This is a genomic window from Streptomyces sp. NPDC057616 (genome assembly GCF_042800575.1).
In the GTDB taxonomy this organism is placed as follows: Bacteria; Actinomycetota; Actinomycetes; order Streptomycetales; family Streptomycetaceae; genus Streptomyces.
The window spans coordinates 67,190-84,113 of record NZ_JBHVGU010000018.1; the positions used below are offsets into that span (position 1 = coordinate 67,190).

The 16,924-nt window shown below is 70.9% G+C and carries 13 protein-coding genes; 8 read left to right on the forward strand and 5 right to left on the reverse strand.

The features are described from left to right. The first annotated feature begins 42 nt into the window (after nucleotides 1-42). Together ACFU97_RS23205 and ACFU97_RS23210 are read left to right on the forward strand one after the other, a co-directional pair. The gene (locus ACFU97_RS23205) at nucleotides 43-798 is read left to right on the forward strand and encodes an SDR family NAD(P)-dependent oxidoreductase (RefSeq protein ID WP_384259524.1); all 756 of its coding nucleotides are present in this window, start codon (nucleotides 43-45) and stop codon (nucleotides 796-798) included. Between the two features lie 31 nt (nucleotides 799-829). Continuing rightward, nucleotides 830-1,708 carry an ABC transporter substrate-binding protein gene (locus tag ACFU97_RS23210; protein ID WP_384259526.1) on the forward strand — a complete coding sequence of 293 codons (879 nt, stop codon included), beginning with the start codon at nucleotides 830-832 and terminating at the stop codon, nucleotides 1,706-1,708. Between the two features lie 136 nt (nucleotides 1,709-1,844). Here the strand turns inward: ACFU97_RS23210 and ACFU97_RS23215 are convergent, their stop codons facing one another. From ACFU97_RS23215 to ACFU97_RS23235, 5 genes are all read right to left on the reverse strand, one after another. Then, entirely contained in the window at nucleotides 1,845-2,528 is a 684-nt protein-coding gene (locus ACFU97_RS23215) for a maleylpyruvate isomerase N-terminal domain-containing protein (protein WP_384259528.1), read from the reverse strand. A 540-nt stretch (nucleotides 2,529-3,068) separates the two neighbouring features. Beyond that, a complete protein-coding gene (locus tag ACFU97_RS23220; RefSeq protein ID WP_384259531.1) occupies nucleotides 3,069-4,988 on the reverse strand; it encodes a glycogen debranching N-terminal domain-containing protein in 1,920 nt (639 codons plus the stop codon). Continuing rightward, entirely contained in the window at nucleotides 4,985-6,340 is a 1,356-nt protein-coding gene (locus ACFU97_RS23225) for a trehalase family glycosidase (RefSeq protein ID WP_384259534.1), read from the reverse strand. Before ACFU97_RS23225 ends, ACFU97_RS23220 begins: the two co-directional genes overlap by 4 nt. Continuing rightward, a complete protein-coding gene (locus ACFU97_RS23230) occupies nucleotides 6,337-7,137 on the reverse strand; it encodes a sugar phosphate isomerase/epimerase family protein (RefSeq protein WP_384259536.1) in 801 nt (266 codons plus the stop codon). The genes ACFU97_RS23225 and ACFU97_RS23230 overlap by 4 nt, the downstream gene beginning before the upstream one ends. A 20-nt stretch (nucleotides 7,138-7,157) precedes the next feature. After that, nucleotides 7,158-8,204: a zinc-binding alcohol dehydrogenase gene (locus ACFU97_RS23235; protein ID WP_384259539.1), complete on the reverse strand. Its 1,047-nt coding sequence runs from the start codon at nucleotides 8,202-8,204 to the stop codon at nucleotides 7,158-7,160. 125 nt (nucleotides 8,205-8,329) lie between these two features. Between ACFU97_RS23235 and ACFU97_RS23240 the strand changes: the two genes are divergently transcribed. The 6 genes from ACFU97_RS23240 to ACFU97_RS23265 all read left to right on the forward strand — a co-directional run bounded on the left by ACFU97_RS23240 (nucleotide 8,330) and on the right by ACFU97_RS23265 (nucleotide 16,813). Next, nucleotides 8,330-9,733 carry an ABC transporter substrate-binding protein gene (locus tag ACFU97_RS23240; protein ID WP_384259541.1) on the forward strand — a complete coding sequence of 468 codons (1,404 nt, stop codon included), beginning with the start codon at nucleotides 8,330-8,332 and terminating at the stop codon, nucleotides 9,731-9,733. A 31-nt stretch (nucleotides 9,734-9,764) separates the two neighbouring features. Next, on the forward strand, nucleotides 9,765-10,781 hold the full coding sequence (locus ACFU97_RS23245; protein ID WP_384259544.1) for a carbohydrate ABC transporter permease: 1,017 nt from the start codon (nucleotides 9,765-9,767) through the stop codon (nucleotides 10,779-10,781). Continuing rightward, the gene (locus tag ACFU97_RS23250) at nucleotides 10,781-11,647 is read left to right on the forward strand and encodes a carbohydrate ABC transporter permease (protein WP_384259546.1); all 867 of its coding nucleotides are present in this window, start codon (nucleotides 10,781-10,783) and stop codon (nucleotides 11,645-11,647) included. The genes ACFU97_RS23245 and ACFU97_RS23250 overlap by 1 nt, the downstream gene beginning before the upstream one ends. Nucleotides 11,648-11,651: 4 nt before the next feature. Continuing rightward, the gene (locus tag ACFU97_RS23255) at nucleotides 11,652-12,866 is read left to right on the forward strand and encodes an ROK family protein (RefSeq protein WP_384259548.1); all 1,215 of its coding nucleotides are present in this window, start codon (nucleotides 11,652-11,654) and stop codon (nucleotides 12,864-12,866) included. Between the two features lie 62 nt (nucleotides 12,867-12,928). After that, complete coding sequence (locus tag ACFU97_RS23260) at nucleotides 12,929-13,822, forward strand: Gfo/Idh/MocA family protein (protein WP_384259551.1); 894 nt, start codon at nucleotides 12,929-12,931, stop codon at nucleotides 13,820-13,822. Nucleotides 13,823-14,104: 282 nt separating this feature from the next. Next, nucleotides 14,105-16,813 (forward strand): multifunctional oxoglutarate decarboxylase/oxoglutarate dehydrogenase thiamine pyrophosphate-binding subunit/dihydrolipoyllysine-residue succinyltransferase subunit, encoded by a 2,709-nt coding sequence (locus ACFU97_RS23265; protein WP_384259553.1) that lies wholly within the window; start codon nucleotides 14,105-14,107, stop codon nucleotides 16,811-16,813. The last annotated feature ends 111 nt before the right edge of the window (nucleotides 16,814-16,924 follow it).

Below are 16,924 nucleotides of genomic sequence, written 5' to 3' on the forward strand. Positions count from 1 at the left end.
TCATTCCGGCGGCCCGCGACGACGAAAGAGAGAGGTGAGCCCATGACAGGGACGACCGGCAGGGTGGCACTGGTGACCGGCGCGAGCAGCGGGATCGGCGCGGCCACCGCGCGGGTGCTCGCCGCGCGCGGCATGCGCGTGGTGGTCAACTACCTCACCAGCAGCAAGGCCGCCGAGGAGGTCGTGGCCGGCATCGAAGCCGCGGGCGGCAGTGCCATGGCCGTGCAGGCCGACGTGCGCGAGGCGGACGCCGTCGAGCGCATGGTCGAGCAGGTGCGGACGGCCTGGGGCGGCGTCGATGTGCTCGTGCACAACGCGCTCATCCCCTACGCCGTCAAGTCGTTCCGTGAGATGTCGTGGGAGGAGTTGGGCGGCAAGCTCGACGCCGAGATGCGTGCGGCGTACGCCGTCACCAAGGCGGTCCTGCCCGCCATGACCGAACAGGGCTGGGGACGCATCGTCTACCTCGGTACCGGACTCAGCCGCCGGCCCCGCGAGGGCATGATCGCGCTGGGCACGTCCAAGGCCGCCCTGGAGCAGTTCGCCCGTTACCTCGCCCAGGAGTTGGGACCGCACGGGGTCACGGTCAACGTCGTCGCGCCCGGTCCGGTGGAGTCCCGTATCGCCGACGACGTCCTGGACGACGCGACCAGGCAGCGGCAGACGGCCGCGACCCCCTTGGGCCGGCTGGCACACCCGGACGACGTCGCCCATGCCGTCGCCTTCTACGCCGACGGCGACAACGCCTTCATGACCGGGACCACCGCCGCCGTCAACGGCGGCATGGCCATGTACTGAGAAGGACCCCACATCTAAGGACCGCACATCCATGGACACGATCGATCTCGCCTACGTCGGCCGCGGCCTGCACGAGGAACTGGCCGCCTACATGGCTGACCAGGAGAACTTCTACGCCGACGAAGGCGTCCACGTCGCCCTGCGCGACGGCTGCACCTGGGACGAGGAGCGACTGCGCCGCGGTGCCACCATCGGGCTCGGCCGCGCCCTGCTGTCCCGGCTGACCGACGGCACTCCCTGGATCGGGCTCAACGTCAACACCCACCGCCCGCTCTTCTGGTTCCTCGCCCGCCCCGGCCTGGAGTCCTTGGCCGACCTGGCCGGGCGACGCCTGGCGGTGCACGCTCCTCACACCGCACCCGGGTGCTTCACCCGGATCGTGCTGCGCCGGGCCGGCCTGGATCCGGACCGCGACGTCCGGACCGTCGTACGGCACCCCGGGGACTACGGCATGGACCTGCGCCGCCTGCGCGACGGCGCGCTGGACGCCGCCGTCGTCGGCAGCACCATGGCCCCGGAGGCGGTGGCGGCCGAGCACGGCTGGCGGGTGCTGGCGTGGATGGGCGACCACTTCCAGATCCCCACCGTGGGCCTGGCCGTCGACACCACGTACACCGACCCCGACGACCCCGCGGTGCAGGCCGTGCTGCGAGCGCACCGGCGTGCGCTGAAGGTGATCCACGACGACCCCGACACCACCGTGCGGCACATGCAGACCTTCCTCGGCGGCCACACCACGGAGGAGGCCCGCGCGCACTACGACACCTTCATCGCACCGCACTTCACCCTGGAGGGCCAGGTCGACCTCACCGTCGCCGACGCCGCCATCACCGCGGTCTCCACCGAACTCGGCGTCTCCCCCACCTTCACCGCGGCCGAGTTCTACCGCACCGCACCTGCCGCCCCGTGACCCTGGTCGCCTGACACCAGGAGATGCGGGGTGGGCAGCATCGGGGCCGGTCCCGGACACAGCGTCGAGACCGGCCTCGCGTGCGGGTTGCACACCCCGGCGCACCGTTCGTCGGGCGAGACCGCAAGCAGTGGGTCTAGCCGAACAAGGGGAACCGTTCGGCGTCCGTGCCCAGACGGATGCGCTCCGGATCCGTCAGGGGGATGCGGCCGGTGGCCACGCGCGCATAGTGAGTGTCGTCCCACTCGGCAGGCGGCTGCCCACCCAGCAGGCCGTCCAGGACGGTCCGGACGCAGGCGAGGCCGGCCGGCGCAGGGCCCTCGCCGGCCGGCAGGCCGACCAGCAGGTCCAGGTGGTGGATCGTGGCTTCGACGGCCAGGGTCGCCAACAGGTCCCCGGCAGTGAGCACATGCCCCTGGGTGCCGACGGGGCGGCCGGTATCGGCGCCCTCGGCGGCGACGACGAGAGCAGCCGCCGTCTCCAGGTACAACTCCCGCAACTGCGCGAAGTCGAGGAACATGCTCGCGCTCACCCGCGACCAGCGCCGCCCGTTGGCGGCGCCCGATGTGCCCGGCCGCCAGTCCTGCCAGTACGTCACGGCGTCCCGGTCCGGCGGCCCGGCCGCCGGCGTGTGCAGCGCGACCAGACCCCGCTGGGCGTCGGACAGGCAATGGAAGACCAAGTCCCGCACCGCCCAACCGGTACACCCGGTCGGCGCCCACGACTGCTCATCGTCCACACCCCGCACCACACCCGTGAACGCCTCGTACGCCGCGCGCACCGCCACCACCGCATCGTGACCCGTCCGCAGACCGCTCACGCCGACCACCCTTCCCACTCGTAGGCCGATACCGAGACCGTGCACCGTCAGGATCGCTTGCCCCGACTCGGCACCGGCATCCCGCCGCACCCCTCCTGCCCGGCGGGGCAACATCCCGCGAGAGCGCCGCCCTCCGGCCGCCCGACGGCACCGCTGTTCCCTGCCCCGACGATCCATCGGTAGAACCCCGCGTGCACCAGGCCCTGCCCGAGGCGACGCACACGATGGCAGGCGCCTGTCTGCCCGCCTCGGCGAACAGGTCCCGCACCCGGGCCGCACCCACGCCGACGTACCTGGTTCGCAGCTGGTGGCGTGCAGACCTTGGAGGGCGGACCGGCAGCACTGAGGCCCTCAGCCCGGCGCCTGTCCCCGTGGCCACGCCCAGCGCCATGGGTGATCCCACCAGCCGCACGAACACACCGAAGAAGTCCTGTCCGGCGAACGTCCCACGCCGCCCGGTCCGTCGGCTCCAGGGATCGCGCGCTCCCTGGGGCAACCCGTCCTGGAATCAACCCTGCCGACGGAATCGCCCCTGACAAGTCACACCTGTCCCGCCACCCGCAGCGCGGTCCGCAGCGCCAGGGGTGTCGCCGCCGCCCAAGCCTGGGGAGAGCAGGAATGGGGATAGGGCACGGGGCGGCTGGTGGCGCCCTTGGCGTAGCCGGCCAGCACCTCCGGCAGCCGGTAGTCGTTCTGGGCCGCCACCGCGACGAGTCCCCGGGTCACCGTGCGCACTTCTTCGGCGAGTCCGTGGCGGGCCAGCCCCAGCACGATCAGGGCGTTGTCGTGGGGCCAGGCGCTGCCGCGGTGGTAGGACAAGGGGTGGTACGGCTTCTGTCCGGCGGCCAGAGTACGGATCGCCCAGCCTGAGAAGAAGTCCGGCCGCAGCAGGCGCTGTCCGACCCGGCGGGCGTGCTCGTCGTCGAGGATGCCCGACCACAGCAGGTGCCCCGCGTCCGAGGCCAGGGCGTCGACCTGGCGGCCGTGGCCGTCCAGGGCGAGGGCGGGGAAGTCGGCGGCCCGCATCCAGAACTCGCTCAGGAAGCGCTCGCGCAGCTCTGCGGCGAGGTGGCGCAGGCGCCGCGCATAGGACTCGTCCTGCCAGACCTCGGCGGCCAGCCGGGCGGTGCGCACCAGGGCGTCGTAGGCGTAACCCTGCGCCTCCGAGACGGCGATGGGGCCTTGGGCCTGTGTGCCGTCGGCGAAGCAGATGGCACCCGCGGAGTCCTTCCAGTTCTGGTTGACCAGGCCGTTCGGGTCGGGCTGGTAGACGAGGTAGCCGTGTTCGCCGATGCCTCCGTCGGTGAGCATCCAGTCGACGGCCTGACGGGCGTGCTGCTCCAGCCGTACGGCGAGGGCGCGTTCGCCGGTGGTCTCGTAGTGGGCGTGGAGCAGGACCAGGAAGAGCGGGGTGGCGTCGACGGCGCCGTAGTAACGGCCGTAGGGGATCTGGCGGAAGTGTGCGAGCTCGCCGTGGCGTGTCTCGTGGACGATGCGGCCGGGCTGTTCTCCGCTGCGTGGGTCGTGTTCCCGGCCCTGGATGGCGGCGAGCGCGCTCAGGGTCGCGGCGGCCGTCCCGGGCCGGTATGGCAGCAGGAAGTACGACGTCAGCAGGGAGTCGCGGCCGAACAGGGTGAGGAACCACGGGATGCCGGCGGCGGGAACGTGGACCGGCTCGCCGTCGACCCCGGTGGCGGTGATGGTGAGCAGGTCCACGTCGGACAGACCCTGCTCGCAGCTGCGGTCCAGGTCGTCGGCGGCCGGCGCGGTGGTGGCCCGTGGCCGCGACGGGACGGGTTCCGCGTGCGGCAGTCCGTGCGGGTGGGCGTGGACGGTGAGGTGGAGTTCGGCCTCTCCCTGCGCGGCGAGTGCCAGCTCCCAGCTCAGGACGCGGGCGGTGGTCCCGGGTGCGCCGGGGTCGTCCGCGACGGTGGTCGGGGCGGGTTCGCAGGCGACCGTGGTGCGTGAGTGCCAGTCCTCGCGCCGGTAGGCGAAGTGCACGCCCTCGGCGGTACGGCGGGTCTCGTGCCGGGCGCCGGGTTTGGCGTAGTCGCGGTCGTCGGCCCGCAGTTCGAAGAGGTCGGCGAAGTCGGCGTCGACGGTGAGGTCCACGCGGGCGGTGACGGGGTCGGGGCGGTTGCTGACCAGCCGGAGGTGTTCCGTCAACGTGCCCGCGGACACGGTCTGTTCGCGGAACACGGTGTAGGCGGGCGGATGGTCGCGGGTGCCCTTGGGAGTGAGGACGGAGGTGGCCGTGTCATCGGTGTCGGCGCTGGCGGGCACCAGTGCCTCCGGCTCGGTGCCGTCCACGGTCAGCTGCCAGCGGCTGAGGTGGCGGGCGTCGCGCAGGAACAGCCCGTCGGGTGCGGTGCCCCGGGTCCCGCTGATGCCGCCGCCGGCGTCGAGGCGGGCGAAGGTGGCGTCCCGGACCAGCTGGACGCGGTCGTCGGCCGGGGTCATGGGGTGGGCTCCTTGGGGTCGGCGCACAGCAGGTCGAGCGTGAGCGCGGCGGTCCACGAAAAGTGCCGGGCGCCGCGCGGGTCGCCGGAGGCCGGGTCTACGTATTCGGCGAAGCCGGTTGCCCCGGCGTCGGTGAGGAAACCCTGCCGCAGGTCGGTGGCCTGCTGGAGTCGGCCGTGCGTGAGCAGACCACGGTGGATCAGCCAGGCGGTGTTGAACCAAGCGGGGCCGCGCCAGTAGCGGTGGGCGTCGAAGGCGTGGCCGTGCAGGTCATAGCTCGGGACCAGGCTGGTGGCCGGTGCGCTGAAGTGCGGTCCTGTGAGGGTGTCGACAAGACGGCCGACGATGTGCCCCGGCAGGTGCGGGACGAGGAGCGGGATCAGGCCGCTGACGCTGCGCTCGTCGACCAGGGCGCCGGTCAGCACGTCACGCGCCCGGAAGATGCCCGCCTTCTCGTCCCACAGGCGCGTCACCAGGTGCCGGGTGAGCGTGTCGGCGCGCCGGGTGTGCGCGGTGGCGTCCGCTCCCGTCTCCCGGGCCATGGCGGCCAGGGCCCGTTCGCTGGCGATCAGCAGGGCGTTGAAACCCGGGTCCTCCATGGCGAAGGCGAACCTGGTCGCCCCGTCGTCGTAGCCGGCGTCGCGGTAGTCGGTCGCCAGGCTGACGTAGCGGCCGTAGTCCAGATCGGTGGGCCGGTCGGCGGGGTGGCCGTGGTCGAGGTCCGCCCGCTGGAAGGCGTCGGGCGCGGCGGGCTCGACACGGTGCAGGCCCTGGTCCCAGCAGGGACTGTTGTCCATGCCTGGCTCCCACGGATGGATCACGGCGGCCAGTCCGCCGCCGCCGAGGTCGCGGTGGGCGAGGAGGTAGTCGTGCCAGGCCGCGAGCCGTGGCAGGACCCGGGCGAGGAAGCCTCGCCGACGGGATTCCACGGGGTCGGCACGGTGCACGAGCCAGGCTGCCAAGGCGTGCACCGGCGGCTGGACGATGCCGGAGGTCTCCGGGGCCGCCGGCGCGCCCGCCTGTCGTCCCGCGGTGGAGGAGCGCCAGAAGTCGGGGCTCGGGAAGTAGGCGTCGTGGGGCAGGGCCCGGTTGAAGACGATGTGCGGGACACGTCCGTCGTCCCACTGTCCGGCCAGCAGGGACTCCAGTTCCTGCTGCGCGCGGCGCGCGGAGAGATGGCGCAGGCCGATCGCGATGAAGGCGGAGTCCCAGCTCCACTGGTGCGGGTAGAGGGTGCGGGAGGGCACGGTGGACGTGCCGGTCCAGTTGTCGAGCAGGACCCGCGCCGCACCGCGCCGCAGTGTCAGGGCTGCGGCGGCGGTGGGCGCGGGCCGTTCCAGGAGGGACTTCACGCGCCGGACCTCTTGAGGAACGCGGGGACGGAGCGGACGGCCTCTGCGGGGTCACCGGTCAGCCGGCATTCGAGGGCCAGGTGGCCGTCGTAGCCGATCGTGTGCAGGGCACCGAGCCAGGCGGGCCAGTCGAGATGGCCCGCGCCCGGCTGGAACCGGTTGGAGTCGGAGACCTGGGCGTGTCCGATGACGTCGGCGTGCGCGAGGATCGCCGCGGCGGGATCGGTCTCCTCGATGTTCATGTGGTAGCTGTCGATGCCGATACGCACCGAGTCCAGGCCGGTGGTGCGGATCAGGTCGGCTGCCTGTTCCAGGCGGTTGACCATGTGGTCCTCGTACCGGTTGAGGGGTTCGAGGAAGAGCGTGACGCCCTCCTTGCGGGCGTGCTCGCCCAGTTCGGCCAGGCCGGCCAGCAGGACCTCGCGGTCCTCGGTCTCGCTGCGCGGAGGTTCGAAGGGCGGCAGGCGGCGGGAGAACATGCCGTACGAGGCGGGCGTCTGCGCGCCGAGACCGCCGATCTCGGCGATCACGGTGAGCTGGGACTTCATCTGGACGATCGCGTCACGCCTCCGGTCGGCGTCGAAGGCGCCGAAGAAGTGCAGCATGTCGACGCACACGGTGGGCATGACCACACCGTCCTTGCGGGCCCGGCGCAGCTCCTCGAGGCGGGAGGCGAAGTGGAGGTCGCCCTTGCCGCGCAGTTCGATGGCGTCGTAGCCCGCTTCCTGGGCGAACTCCCACTTGGCCTGCAGGGTGTCTCCGGGCAGGAGTTGCTCCTGCGCGGCGGTCTTGAGCATGAGGGGGCCTTTCGAAACGTTCAGAATTCCAGCACGACCTGCAGCGCCTCGGCGGGGCGCTCGTCCAGCAGCACATACGCCTCGGCGGCGTCCGCGGCCGGGACGACGTGGCTGACGAGGGAGCCGACGTCCACCTGCCCCTCGGCGACCAGACGCAGGAAGGTCTGCTGGAGGCGTTCCACGCTCCAGCGGTGCGACAGCTGCGGGGGCACGCCGCCGATCTGCGAGCAGACGAGCTGGACGCGGTTGTGGTGGAACTCGTCGCCCAGGCGCAGGCCGACGCCGTCGCCCTGGTAGAAGCCGGACGCCACCACGCGGCCGCCGGCGGCGACCGAGCGCAGTGCCTCGTGCAGCGCGGGGTAGGCGCCGCTGATCTCGATGGCGAGGTCCGCGCCGACGCCGCCGGTGGCCTCGCGGATGCGTTCGGCCACGGCGTCCGTGCGGGCGTTGAGGGTGTGCTGGGCGCCGTAGTGCTTGGCGGTCTCCAGCCGGCCGTCGAGGGCGTCGACGGCGGTGACGCGGGCGCCGTTGAGCTGGGCGAGCCGGGTGGTGAGCAGTCCGATGACGCCCTGGCCGAAGACGGCGACGTCCTCGCCGAGGTGGATGTCGCCGGCCAGGACGGCGTTGTAGGCGATGGCGCCGACACGGGCGAAGGCGCCGGCCAGGGGTTCGAGTCCGGCGGGCAGGGTGTGGCCGATCATGCGCTCGGCCGGGACGACGCCTTCGCTGCGGTGGCCCCAGATGCCCCACACCAGGTCGCCCGGCACGGGCAGGCCGGGGGTGCCGGCGATGTCGGGGGCGACCTCGACGACCTCGCCGACCTCGGAGTAGCCCCAGCCGGCGACCGGGTACTGGATGCCGGCCGCGCCGTCGCGGAACAGGCGTGCCTCCGGGTCCCAGGTGCGCGTCAGGTACGGATTTGTGCCGCGGTAGGCCGTGAGTTCGGTTCCGGCCGAGATACCCGAGTAGCGGGTGCGGACTCTCAGGTGACCGGCGGGCAGTTCGGCTCTGACCTGCTCGGTTACCTCCACCTGGCGAGGGCCGGTGAATTGGACGACGCGTTCCACGGATGACTCCGGAAGGGTTGCGGGTGCGGTTGCGTCGACAATAACCACAACTTATGTCTTGTCAACAAGCAAAAGTGATGCTGAGATGCCTGCGCAGTAGACGTAAGTCGGAACGAGGACATGCAATGCGCACCAAGAGCCGGCGATCCAGCGCGATCGCGGTGGGCATCACGGCAGCCCTGACAGCCGGGCTGCTCACCAGCTGCTCCAGCAGCACGGGGCCCGGAAAACCCGACCGGGAGATCACCGTCTGGTCCCAGGAGAACCTTCCCGACCGCATCGCGGTCACCCAGAAGATCATCAAGGGTTTCGAGAAGAAGACCGGCATCAAGGTCCACCTCGTCGGCGTCGACGAGGGCCAGATGCCCCAACTGATCATGTCGGCCGCCGCCTCGGGCACCCTGCCCGACGTCATCGGCGCCGCCCCGATGGGCCAGGTCTGGCAGATGTACAGCAACGGCCTGCTCAACACCGACATCCCCCACCGGATCATCGGCGAACTGGGACGCAAGACCTTCAACGCCAACGCCCTGCAGCTGACCTCCGACGGCGCCACCAGCCTGGGCGTGCCCTCCGACGCCTGGCTGCAGCTGCTGGTCTACCGCAAGGACCAGCTCGGCCAGAAGGACCTGCCCGCCCCGGACACCTATGCCAAGGCGACCGCCGCGGCCAAGGCGCTCACCGCCAAGGGCCGCTACGGCATGTCCGCGGCCACCGACCCCAGTGACGTCTTCACCTCGCAGAGCTTCGAGAGCCTCGCCCTGGCCAACGACTGCCAGCTCGTCGACGACCACCACACGGTCGCCCTGGACTCCTCGCGCTGCCACGGCGCGTTCTCGACCTACGACGAACTCGCCCGCACCTACGGCGCCCCGGGCACCCAGACCGTGGACTCCACCCGCGCGACCTACTTCGCCGGCCAGTCCTCGATGATCGTCTGGTCCTCGTTCCTGCTGGACGAACTCGCCGGACTGCGCAAGGACGCCCTGCCCAGCTGCCCGCAGTGCAAGAAGGACCCGCAGTACCTGTCGCACAACAGCGGCATCGTCACCGCGATGAAGGGCCCCGGCGCCGCCGAGCCGGCCCAGTTCGGCGAGATCACCTCGTGGGTGACCACGAAGACAGCCGAGACCGCCGCCTCGCGCGAGTTCATCGAATACATGATGGGCACCGGCTACGAGTCCTGGTTCGGCATGGCACCCGAGGGCAAGATCCCCGTCCGGGACGGCACCGCCGCACAGCCCCGCCGCTACCTCGACACCTGGCGGCGCAGCACGATCGGCGTCGACACCAAGAAGCCCTTCGACCAGGTCTACCCGCCGAGCCTGCTCAACCAGCTCGCCGCCGGCGTCAGCCACATGCGGCGCTGGGGCATCACCCAGGGCGAGGGAGCCCTCGTCGGCGCCACCAACGGCGAACTGCCCGTCCCCAAGGCCATCGGCGCGATGACCAGCGGACAGATCTCCCCCTCCGAGGCGGCCCACGAAGCCGACGACGACGTCGCCGCCCTGCAGAAGTCCCTCCAGTAGCCGCCCGCATGCACGCCACAAAGGTCCCTTCATGACTACAGCACCAACCGGCGCACCGCAGCGCCGGGACACCCGCACCAGGCCCGCGGACCGGCCCGCCGAGCGCCGCCGCCCGATGACCGCGAGCCGCCGCGCCAACCGCGCGGGCCTGGCGTTCGTCTCGCCCACGTTCGTCGTGGTCCTCGTGGTGGTGATCCTGCCCATCGCCTGGACCGTGCTGCTCGCCTTCCAGCACGCCAAACTGGTCGACATCCAGGGCATGGGCCTGTTCGGCAACTGGACCCTGGAGAACTTCACCCAGGTCTTCGCCTCGGCCGGTTTCTGGCAGAGCCTGACCACCACCCTGATCTACACCGCCGGCGCCACCCTCGGCTCCGTCGTCCTCGGGCTGATCGCCGCGCTCGCCCTGCGCAAGCCGTTCAAGGGCCGCGGACTGCTGCGCGCGGCGATGCTGCTTCCCTACGTCGCGCCCGTCGTCGCCGTCGCCTTCGTCTGGGAGGTCGCCCTCAGCCCGCAGTACGGCGTGGTCAACGACTGGGGCCGTAGGCTCTTCGGCTGGGACGACCCCATCGCCTTCCTGTCCACCCGCCAGTACGAAGTCCACCTGCTGGGCCTGCACTTCGACATTCCGCTGGCGCTGCTGACGGTCATCGCCTTCGAGTGCTGGCGCTACTTCCCCTTCGCGTTCCTGTTCATCCTGGCCCGCCTCCAGGCCGTCCCCGACGGGCTGGAGGAGGCCGCACTGGTCGACGGCGCCACTCCCACGCAGCGCTTCCGCCACATCCTGCTGCCGCAGCTGATGCCCGTCATCGCCCTGCTGTGCGTACTGCGCTTCATCATGACCTTCAACAAGTTCGACGACGTCTACCTGCTGACCGGCGGCGGCGCCGGCACCGATGTCGCGGCCGTGCGCGTCTACGACTTCCTCACCGCCCGCTACGACGTGGGAGCGGCCGCCGCGCAGGCCCTGGTCCTCGCCGTCTCGCTCATGATCCTTCTGGGCTTCTACTTCAAGTTCTTCGCCAACAAGGTTCAGGAGGAGTCGTGATGACGCGCGCTCAGTTCGAGGACCGCCTCTTCGGCGTACTGCGCTGGATCGTCATCGCCTTCCTCGCAGTGATCACCCTGCTGCCCTTCTACTACATGCTGCTGCTGTCGCTGAAGCCCATCGACTCCCTGCTGCTCGACCCGGGTTCGCTGTGGGTGTCGACGAAGGACTTCACCCTGACCACCTACCGCGACGTGCTGCGCTCCACCGACGACGGCGGCCAGGGCTTCGTGAAGTTCCTGCTCAACTCCGCATTGGTGTCGCTCGGTACGGTGGCCCTGACCCTGCTGGCCGCGGTGCCCGGCGCCTACGCGGTCAGCCGGCTGAAGTTCTTCGGCCACCGCCAGGTCAGCGCGCTCTTCCTGGCCGTCTACCTCTTCCCGGCAACCCTGCTGGCCGTCCCGCTGTTCGTCATCTTCGCCAAGCTGCACCTGTCCTCCAGCCTGGTCGGACTCGCCGTCGTCTACGTCGCCCAGACCGTGCCGGTGTCGATCTACATGCTGAAGAACTACCTCGTCACCATCCCCTACTCCATCGAGGAGGCGGCGGCACTCGACGGCTGCAGCCGCCTGCAGACCGTCCGCAAGGTGATCCTGCCGCTCGCCCTGCCCTCCCTCATGGCCACCGGGCTGTACGTCTTCATGATCGCCTGGAACGAGTTCCTCTTCGCGCTGCTCTTCCTGGCCGCGGACCCCGGCAAGTGGACGGTCTCGCTGGGCCTGGCCCAGTTGTCCAACGGCGTCGAGGTGCCCAAGACCGTGCTGATGGCCGGCTCCGTGGTGCTGACGATTCCCGTGGTACTCCTGTTCTTCGCGGCCGAACGCCTGCTCACCGAGGGTCTGACCAGCGGTGCCGACAAGAGCTGAACCCATGGGGGACTTGATGCTGACAGCGAATCAGATCAGCGCGGGCGAGCTGCTGCAGCTCATTCGCAGCGGCCGCGCCAACACCCGCGCCGATCTGCAGCAGGTCACCGGCCTGTCCCGGTCGACCGTCGGCCAGCGACTCGACCTGCTCAACCGGGCGGGCTGGCTCAAGCACAGCACCGGCTCGTCCACGGGCGGCCGGCCCTCGCAGAAGATCGTCTTCGATCCCGGCCATGCCTCGGTCATCGCCGTCGATCTCGAGACCCGTCATGCCCGCGCCGCGGTACTCGACCTCGCGGGCACGCTCCTCGCCGAACAGACAGGGCCCCTGCGGATCAGCGACGGCCCGGACCATGTGCTGGACCAACTGGCCGGCTGGTTCCCCGACCTGATCACCGCGGCCGGCATCGACGCCGCCCACGTCTGCGGGATCGGACTGTCCGTCCCCGGCCCCGTGGACTGGGAGACCGGCCGGGTCGTGGAGCCGCCGATCATGCCGGGCTGGGACCAGTACCCCATCCGCGAACGCATGCAGAAGGCCTACGCCGACCACGTGCACGCCAGTGCGCAAGGCAGCCCCGTCGCGGTCTTCGTGGACAACGACGCCAACCTCATGGCGCTGGCCGAACACCAGGCCAACCACCGGGACTGCAGCGCGTTCGTCCTCGTGAAGGTCTCCACCGGCATCGGCGCCGGCGTCGTCGTCGGCGACATGGTCTACCGCGGCGTCGACGGCGGGGCGGGCGACATCGGCCACATCCGCCTGCACGACCGGCCCGACGCCCTGTGCATGTGCGGCTCCCACGGCTGCCTGGCCGCGGTCGCCAGCGGCCGCGCCCTCGCCAAGGAACTCTCCGCCCTCGGCGCCGACGCCACCTCCGCATCCGACGTCAGGCGCCTGCTCGGCGAGGGGCATCCCGACGCCATCCGTCTCGCCCGTGAGGCGGGACGCCGCACGGGCGAGGTGCTGGTGACCGTGGTGACCCTCCTCAACCCCGGCGTCCTCATGATCGCGGGCGACCTCGCCGGCGCCCCTTTCATGACCGGTGTCCGCGAGCTGCTCTACCAACGCGCCTTCCCGCGCGCCACCGCCAACCTGCAGGTCGTCACCTCCCGACTGGGTGATCACGCAGGAGTCATCGGTGCCGGATCCATGGTCGTCGAGTTGCTCTACTCCCCCGCCCGGGCGGACTCCCGTCTCGCGCGCCTCGCCCTCTGAACCACCCGCGCCCGCACCTCCGGTCACCGGACCAGTGGCGCCCCGGCCCCTCCAGGAACACCATGAACAGCTCAGCCGCACCATGGCCGCACCAGCCCATCGACGTGGGCCTCGTCGGCGCGGGTCCATGGGCCCGCGCCATGCACGCCCGCATGCTCGCCGCCGGTCCCGAGACGCGCCTCACCGCGGTGTGGGCGCGACGGCCCGAGGCAGCGCGGGAACTCGCCGCCCACCACGGAGCGATCGCCGCCGCATCCTTCGACGAACTGCTCGGCGAGTGCCAGGCCGTCGCCTTCGCCGTACCACCCTCGGTGCAGGCGCAACTGGCGCCCCTCGCAGCCAAACGCGGCAAAGCCCTGCTCCTGGAGAAGCCCCTCGGACCGGACCTGCCCTCCGCCCGGAGTGTCGCCGACGCCGTACTGTCCTCCGGCGTCATCTCCCAACTGGTGCTCACCAAGAGGTACCACCCGACCACCGACGCCTTCCTCAAGGCCGCCCGCACCCATGAGGTCACCGGCGCGCGCTCCTGCTACCTCCACGGCGGCTTCCTCGGCGGCGATTTCGCCACCGGCTGGCGCCTGGAGCACGGGGCACTGCTCGACCTCGGACCCCATCTGATCGACCTGCTGGACAGCGCCGTCGGACCCATCAAGAGCATCCGCAGCACCGGCGACTCCCGCCGCTGGATCGAGCTCAGCTGCGAACACGAAAACGGCGCGGTCAGTCAGGCATCGCTGTCGGGATCCGTCGTCGTACCCAGGGCCGTCACCCGTGTCGAACTCTTCGGCCCGGAAGCGGCGTTGGCCTACGACACCGCCGAGATCGACCACGAGGAGTGCTGGCCGATCCTGCGCCGGGCCTTCGCCACCGCCGTGCGCACCAGCCGTCCGACGGAACTCGACGCGGCACGCGGTCTGTACCTGCAACGACTCATCGACCAGGCCGTTCGGTCCTGACGACCGCGGTGGCGGGCATGCAGGACGGCCACGAGGATGCAGCAGGCTGTCCTGCACGCTCCGTGCGCGCGACCGTCATCCCGGTAACCGGCTCGTCCGGATGTGTCGCCGTCCTGGCACATCCGCGCGCTGCCTCATCGAAGACACTGGCATACCGTGGATGGAGTGACGCGGCGCTCGCCCCGCCCATCGCGCCGGCCGGCCGCGTCGGCCCTTGGCCTGCGATGAGGAAAGAAGGCGATCCACACAGTGGCATCGCGATCTCGCGCCGGACAACCGGTGATGAACGACTTGGCGTTCGGCCCCAACGAATGGGTCGTGGACGAGCAGCACGAGCGCTATCTGGAGGATCCGAACTCCGTCGACGCGGCATGGCGGAACCTCTTCTCCTCCGAGCCCGGGGCCGGTGAAGCGTCCCGTGACGGCGCGACCACCACGAGCGACGGTGCCGAGCAGGCCGCGGTCAAGGCCGTCCGCGTCGCGGCCCTCATCCACGCCTACCGCGTGCGCGGGCACCTGATGGCCGACACTGATCCGCTGGCGGCGGGGCAGCAGGCCACGCCTCCCGAACTCGACATCGCCGCGTTCAGGCTCGGCGCGGAGGACCTGCCGCGGAGCTACGTCGTCGACGACTTCGCCGGGCGGGCCACCATGACGCTCGACGAGGTCCTGCGCGCGTTGAGAGAGGCCTACTGCGGAACCATCGGCGTCCAGTACATGCACATCCAGAGCTCCGACGAACGGTGCTGGGTCCAGGAGCGGATGGAAGGCCCGATCCCGCGGACGGACCGCGCCGAGCAGCTGCAGATCCTGTACCGGCTGGGCGCCGCGGAAGCCTTCGAGAGGTTCCTGCACACCAAGTACGTGGGCCAGAAGCGCTATTCGCTCGAGGGCGGCGAGTCGGCGATCGTGCTGCTGGACGTCCTGCTGCACCGCTGCATCCGCCACGCGATGCGGGAAGCCGTGATCGGCATGGCGCACCGCGGCCGGCTCAACGTCCTGGCCAACATCGTCGGGAAGTCGTACGCCGAGATCTTCCACGAGTTCGAGGACACGGCGGACGTCGAGTCCGTCCAGGGGTCCGGCGACGTGAAGTACCACCTCGGCGCCGAGGGCACCTACCGGGCCCTCAACGGGAGCACCATCGACGTCTCCGTCGTCGCGAACCCCTCCCATCTGGAGGTCGTCGGGCCGGTAGCCCAGGGCGTGGTCCGCGCCAAGCAGGACGTGCTCGCGGACGGCGACCACACCGACGCCGTACTTCCCGTCCTGGTCCACGGCGACGCCGCCTTCGCCGGTCAGGGCGTGGTCGGCGAGACACTCAACATGTCGTTGCTGCCCGGCTACCACACCGGCGGAACGGTCCACATCGTCATCAACAACCAGCTCGGCTTCACGACCACTCCCACCCACGGCCGCTCCAGCGTCTACGCCACCGATGTGGCGCGCAGCATCGAGGCGCCGGTCTTCCACGTGAACGGGGACGACCCCGAGGCCGTCGTACGCGCCGCACGGCTGGCGTTCGACTATCGCCACACCTTCCACAAGGACGTCGTCATCGACCTCGTCTGCTACCGGCGCCACGGCCACAGCGAGGTCGACGACCCCTCCATCACGCAGCCCGCGATGTACGACCGCATCGACGCCCGGCCGTCCGTGCGCGCGCTGTACGCGGATGCGCTGCTCCTGCGGGGAGACGTGAGCGCACGCCAAGTGGAAGGCGCACTGCAGGACTTCCGCGGACGCCTGGACCGTGCCTTCGCCGAGACGCACACGCAGGCCGACCTGACTGCCGTACCGGACACCGACGTTACCGGCGCGGCGGGCACCTCCGAGGTCGCCACCGCGATCCCGGAGGCAGTGGCCCGCCGCGTCATGGCCTCCCAGACCGGGCTGCCACCCGGCTTCACCGTGCACCCCCGTGTGCTGCCGCAGCTCAACAGGCGCGCCGCGGCACTCGACAGCGGAACCATCGACTGGGCCGCCGCGGAGACCCTCGCCTTCGGCTCCCTGCTCCTGGACGGGGTCCCGGTCCGGCTGACGGGGCAGGACTCCCGTCGCGGCGCGTTCGGGCAACGGCACGCCGTACTCACCGACCGGCACACCGGCATCGAGCACACACCGCTCAATTCCCTCGGCGCGCAAGCCCACTTCACGCCCTACGACTCCTCCCTGTCCGAACTGGCGGCCCTCGGCTTCGAGTACGGCTACTCCCTCGCACGGCCCGACGCACTGGTGCTGTGGGAGGCCCAGTTCGGCGACTTCGCGGACGAGGCCCAGACCGTCATCGACGAGTACATCGCGTCGTCCGAGCAGAAGTGGGGTCAGCGCTGCGGGGTCACGCTGCTGCTGCCGCACGGTCTGGAGGGGCAGGGCCCGGACCACTCGTCGGCCCGGATCGAACGGTTCCTGCAGCTGTGCGCGCAGGGGAACATGAGCGTCGCAATGCCGTCCACGCCCGCCAACTACTTCCACCTGCTCCGCCAGCAGGCACTCGGTACGCGGGAGAGCAGGAGGCCCCTGGTCGTCTTCACCCCGAAGTCCATGCTGCGCCTGAAGGCGGCCACCTCCACGGCGGCGGACCTCACCACGCAGGGCTTCCGGGCGGTCCTGCCGCAGGAGACGGCCGATGCCGGCCGGATCAGGCGCGTCCTGGTCTGCTCGGGCAAGATCTTCTACGACCTCGACGCGTACCGGCGTGCCCAGGAGGCGACCGGCACGGCGATCGTCCGCGTGGAGCGCCTCTACCCGTTCCCGGAGCGGGAACTCGGCAAGGAGCTGGCCAGGTTCCCCGCCGACGCCGAGGTGCGGTGGGTGCAGGAGGAGGCGGAGAACCAGGGCCCCTGGCTGTTCGTGGCCCCGTACCTGCAACGACTGGCGGGCCGGCCCGTCGCGAGCGTCAGCCGGCCGGCGGCATCTGCCCCGGCCGTGGGCTCCGCCCACCGGCACGCCGAGGAGCAGCGGGGCCTGGTGGCAGCCGCCTTCCGCTGAACTGCCGCCTGCCGGGCGCGACTTCTCCCCTCCCCAGGCTCACTGTCCTGACGCACTGTTTCGACCGACGCACCGTTTCGACGCCCCGTGGAGCAACCATCAACAGCGATA

What these genes read in the sequence shown, in the direction of transcription:
- ACFU97_RS23210 (WP_384259526.1), top strand. Translation starts at nt 830, where the DNA reads ATGGACACGATCGATCTCGCCTACGTCGGCCGCGGCCTGCACGAGGAA.
- ACFU97_RS23250 (WP_384259546.1), top strand. Translation starts at nt 10,781, where the DNA reads ATGACGCGCGCTCAGTTCGAGGACCGCCTCTTCGGCGTACTGCGCTGG.
- ACFU97_RS23220 (WP_384259531.1), bottom strand. Translation starts at nt 4,988, where the DNA reads ATGACCCCGGCCGACGACCGCGTCCAGCTGGTCCGGGACGCCACCTTC.
- ACFU97_RS23205 (WP_384259524.1), top strand. Translation starts at nt 43, where the DNA reads ATGACAGGGACGACCGGCAGGGTGGCACTGGTGACCGGCGCGAGCAGC.
- ACFU97_RS23255 (WP_384259548.1), top strand. Translation starts at nt 11,652, where the DNA reads ATGGGGGACTTGATGCTGACAGCGAATCAGATCAGCGCGGGCGAGCTG.
- ACFU97_RS23245 (WP_384259544.1), top strand. Translation starts at nt 9,765, where the DNA reads ATGACTACAGCACCAACCGGCGCACCGCAGCGCCGGGACACCCGCACC.
- ACFU97_RS23260 (WP_384259551.1), top strand. Translation starts at nt 12,929, where the DNA reads ATGAACAGCTCAGCCGCACCATGGCCGCACCAGCCCATCGACGTGGGC.
- ACFU97_RS23240 (WP_384259541.1), top strand. Translation starts at nt 8,330, where the DNA reads ATGCGCACCAAGAGCCGGCGATCCAGCGCGATCGCGGTGGGCATCACG.
- ACFU97_RS23230 (WP_384259536.1), bottom strand. Translation starts at nt 7,137, where the DNA reads ATGCTCAAGACCGCCGCGCAGGAGCAACTCCTGCCCGGAGACACCCTG.
- ACFU97_RS23265 (WP_384259553.1), top strand. Translation starts at nt 14,105, where the DNA reads ATGAACGACTTGGCGTTCGGCCCCAACGAATGGGTCGTGGACGAGCAG.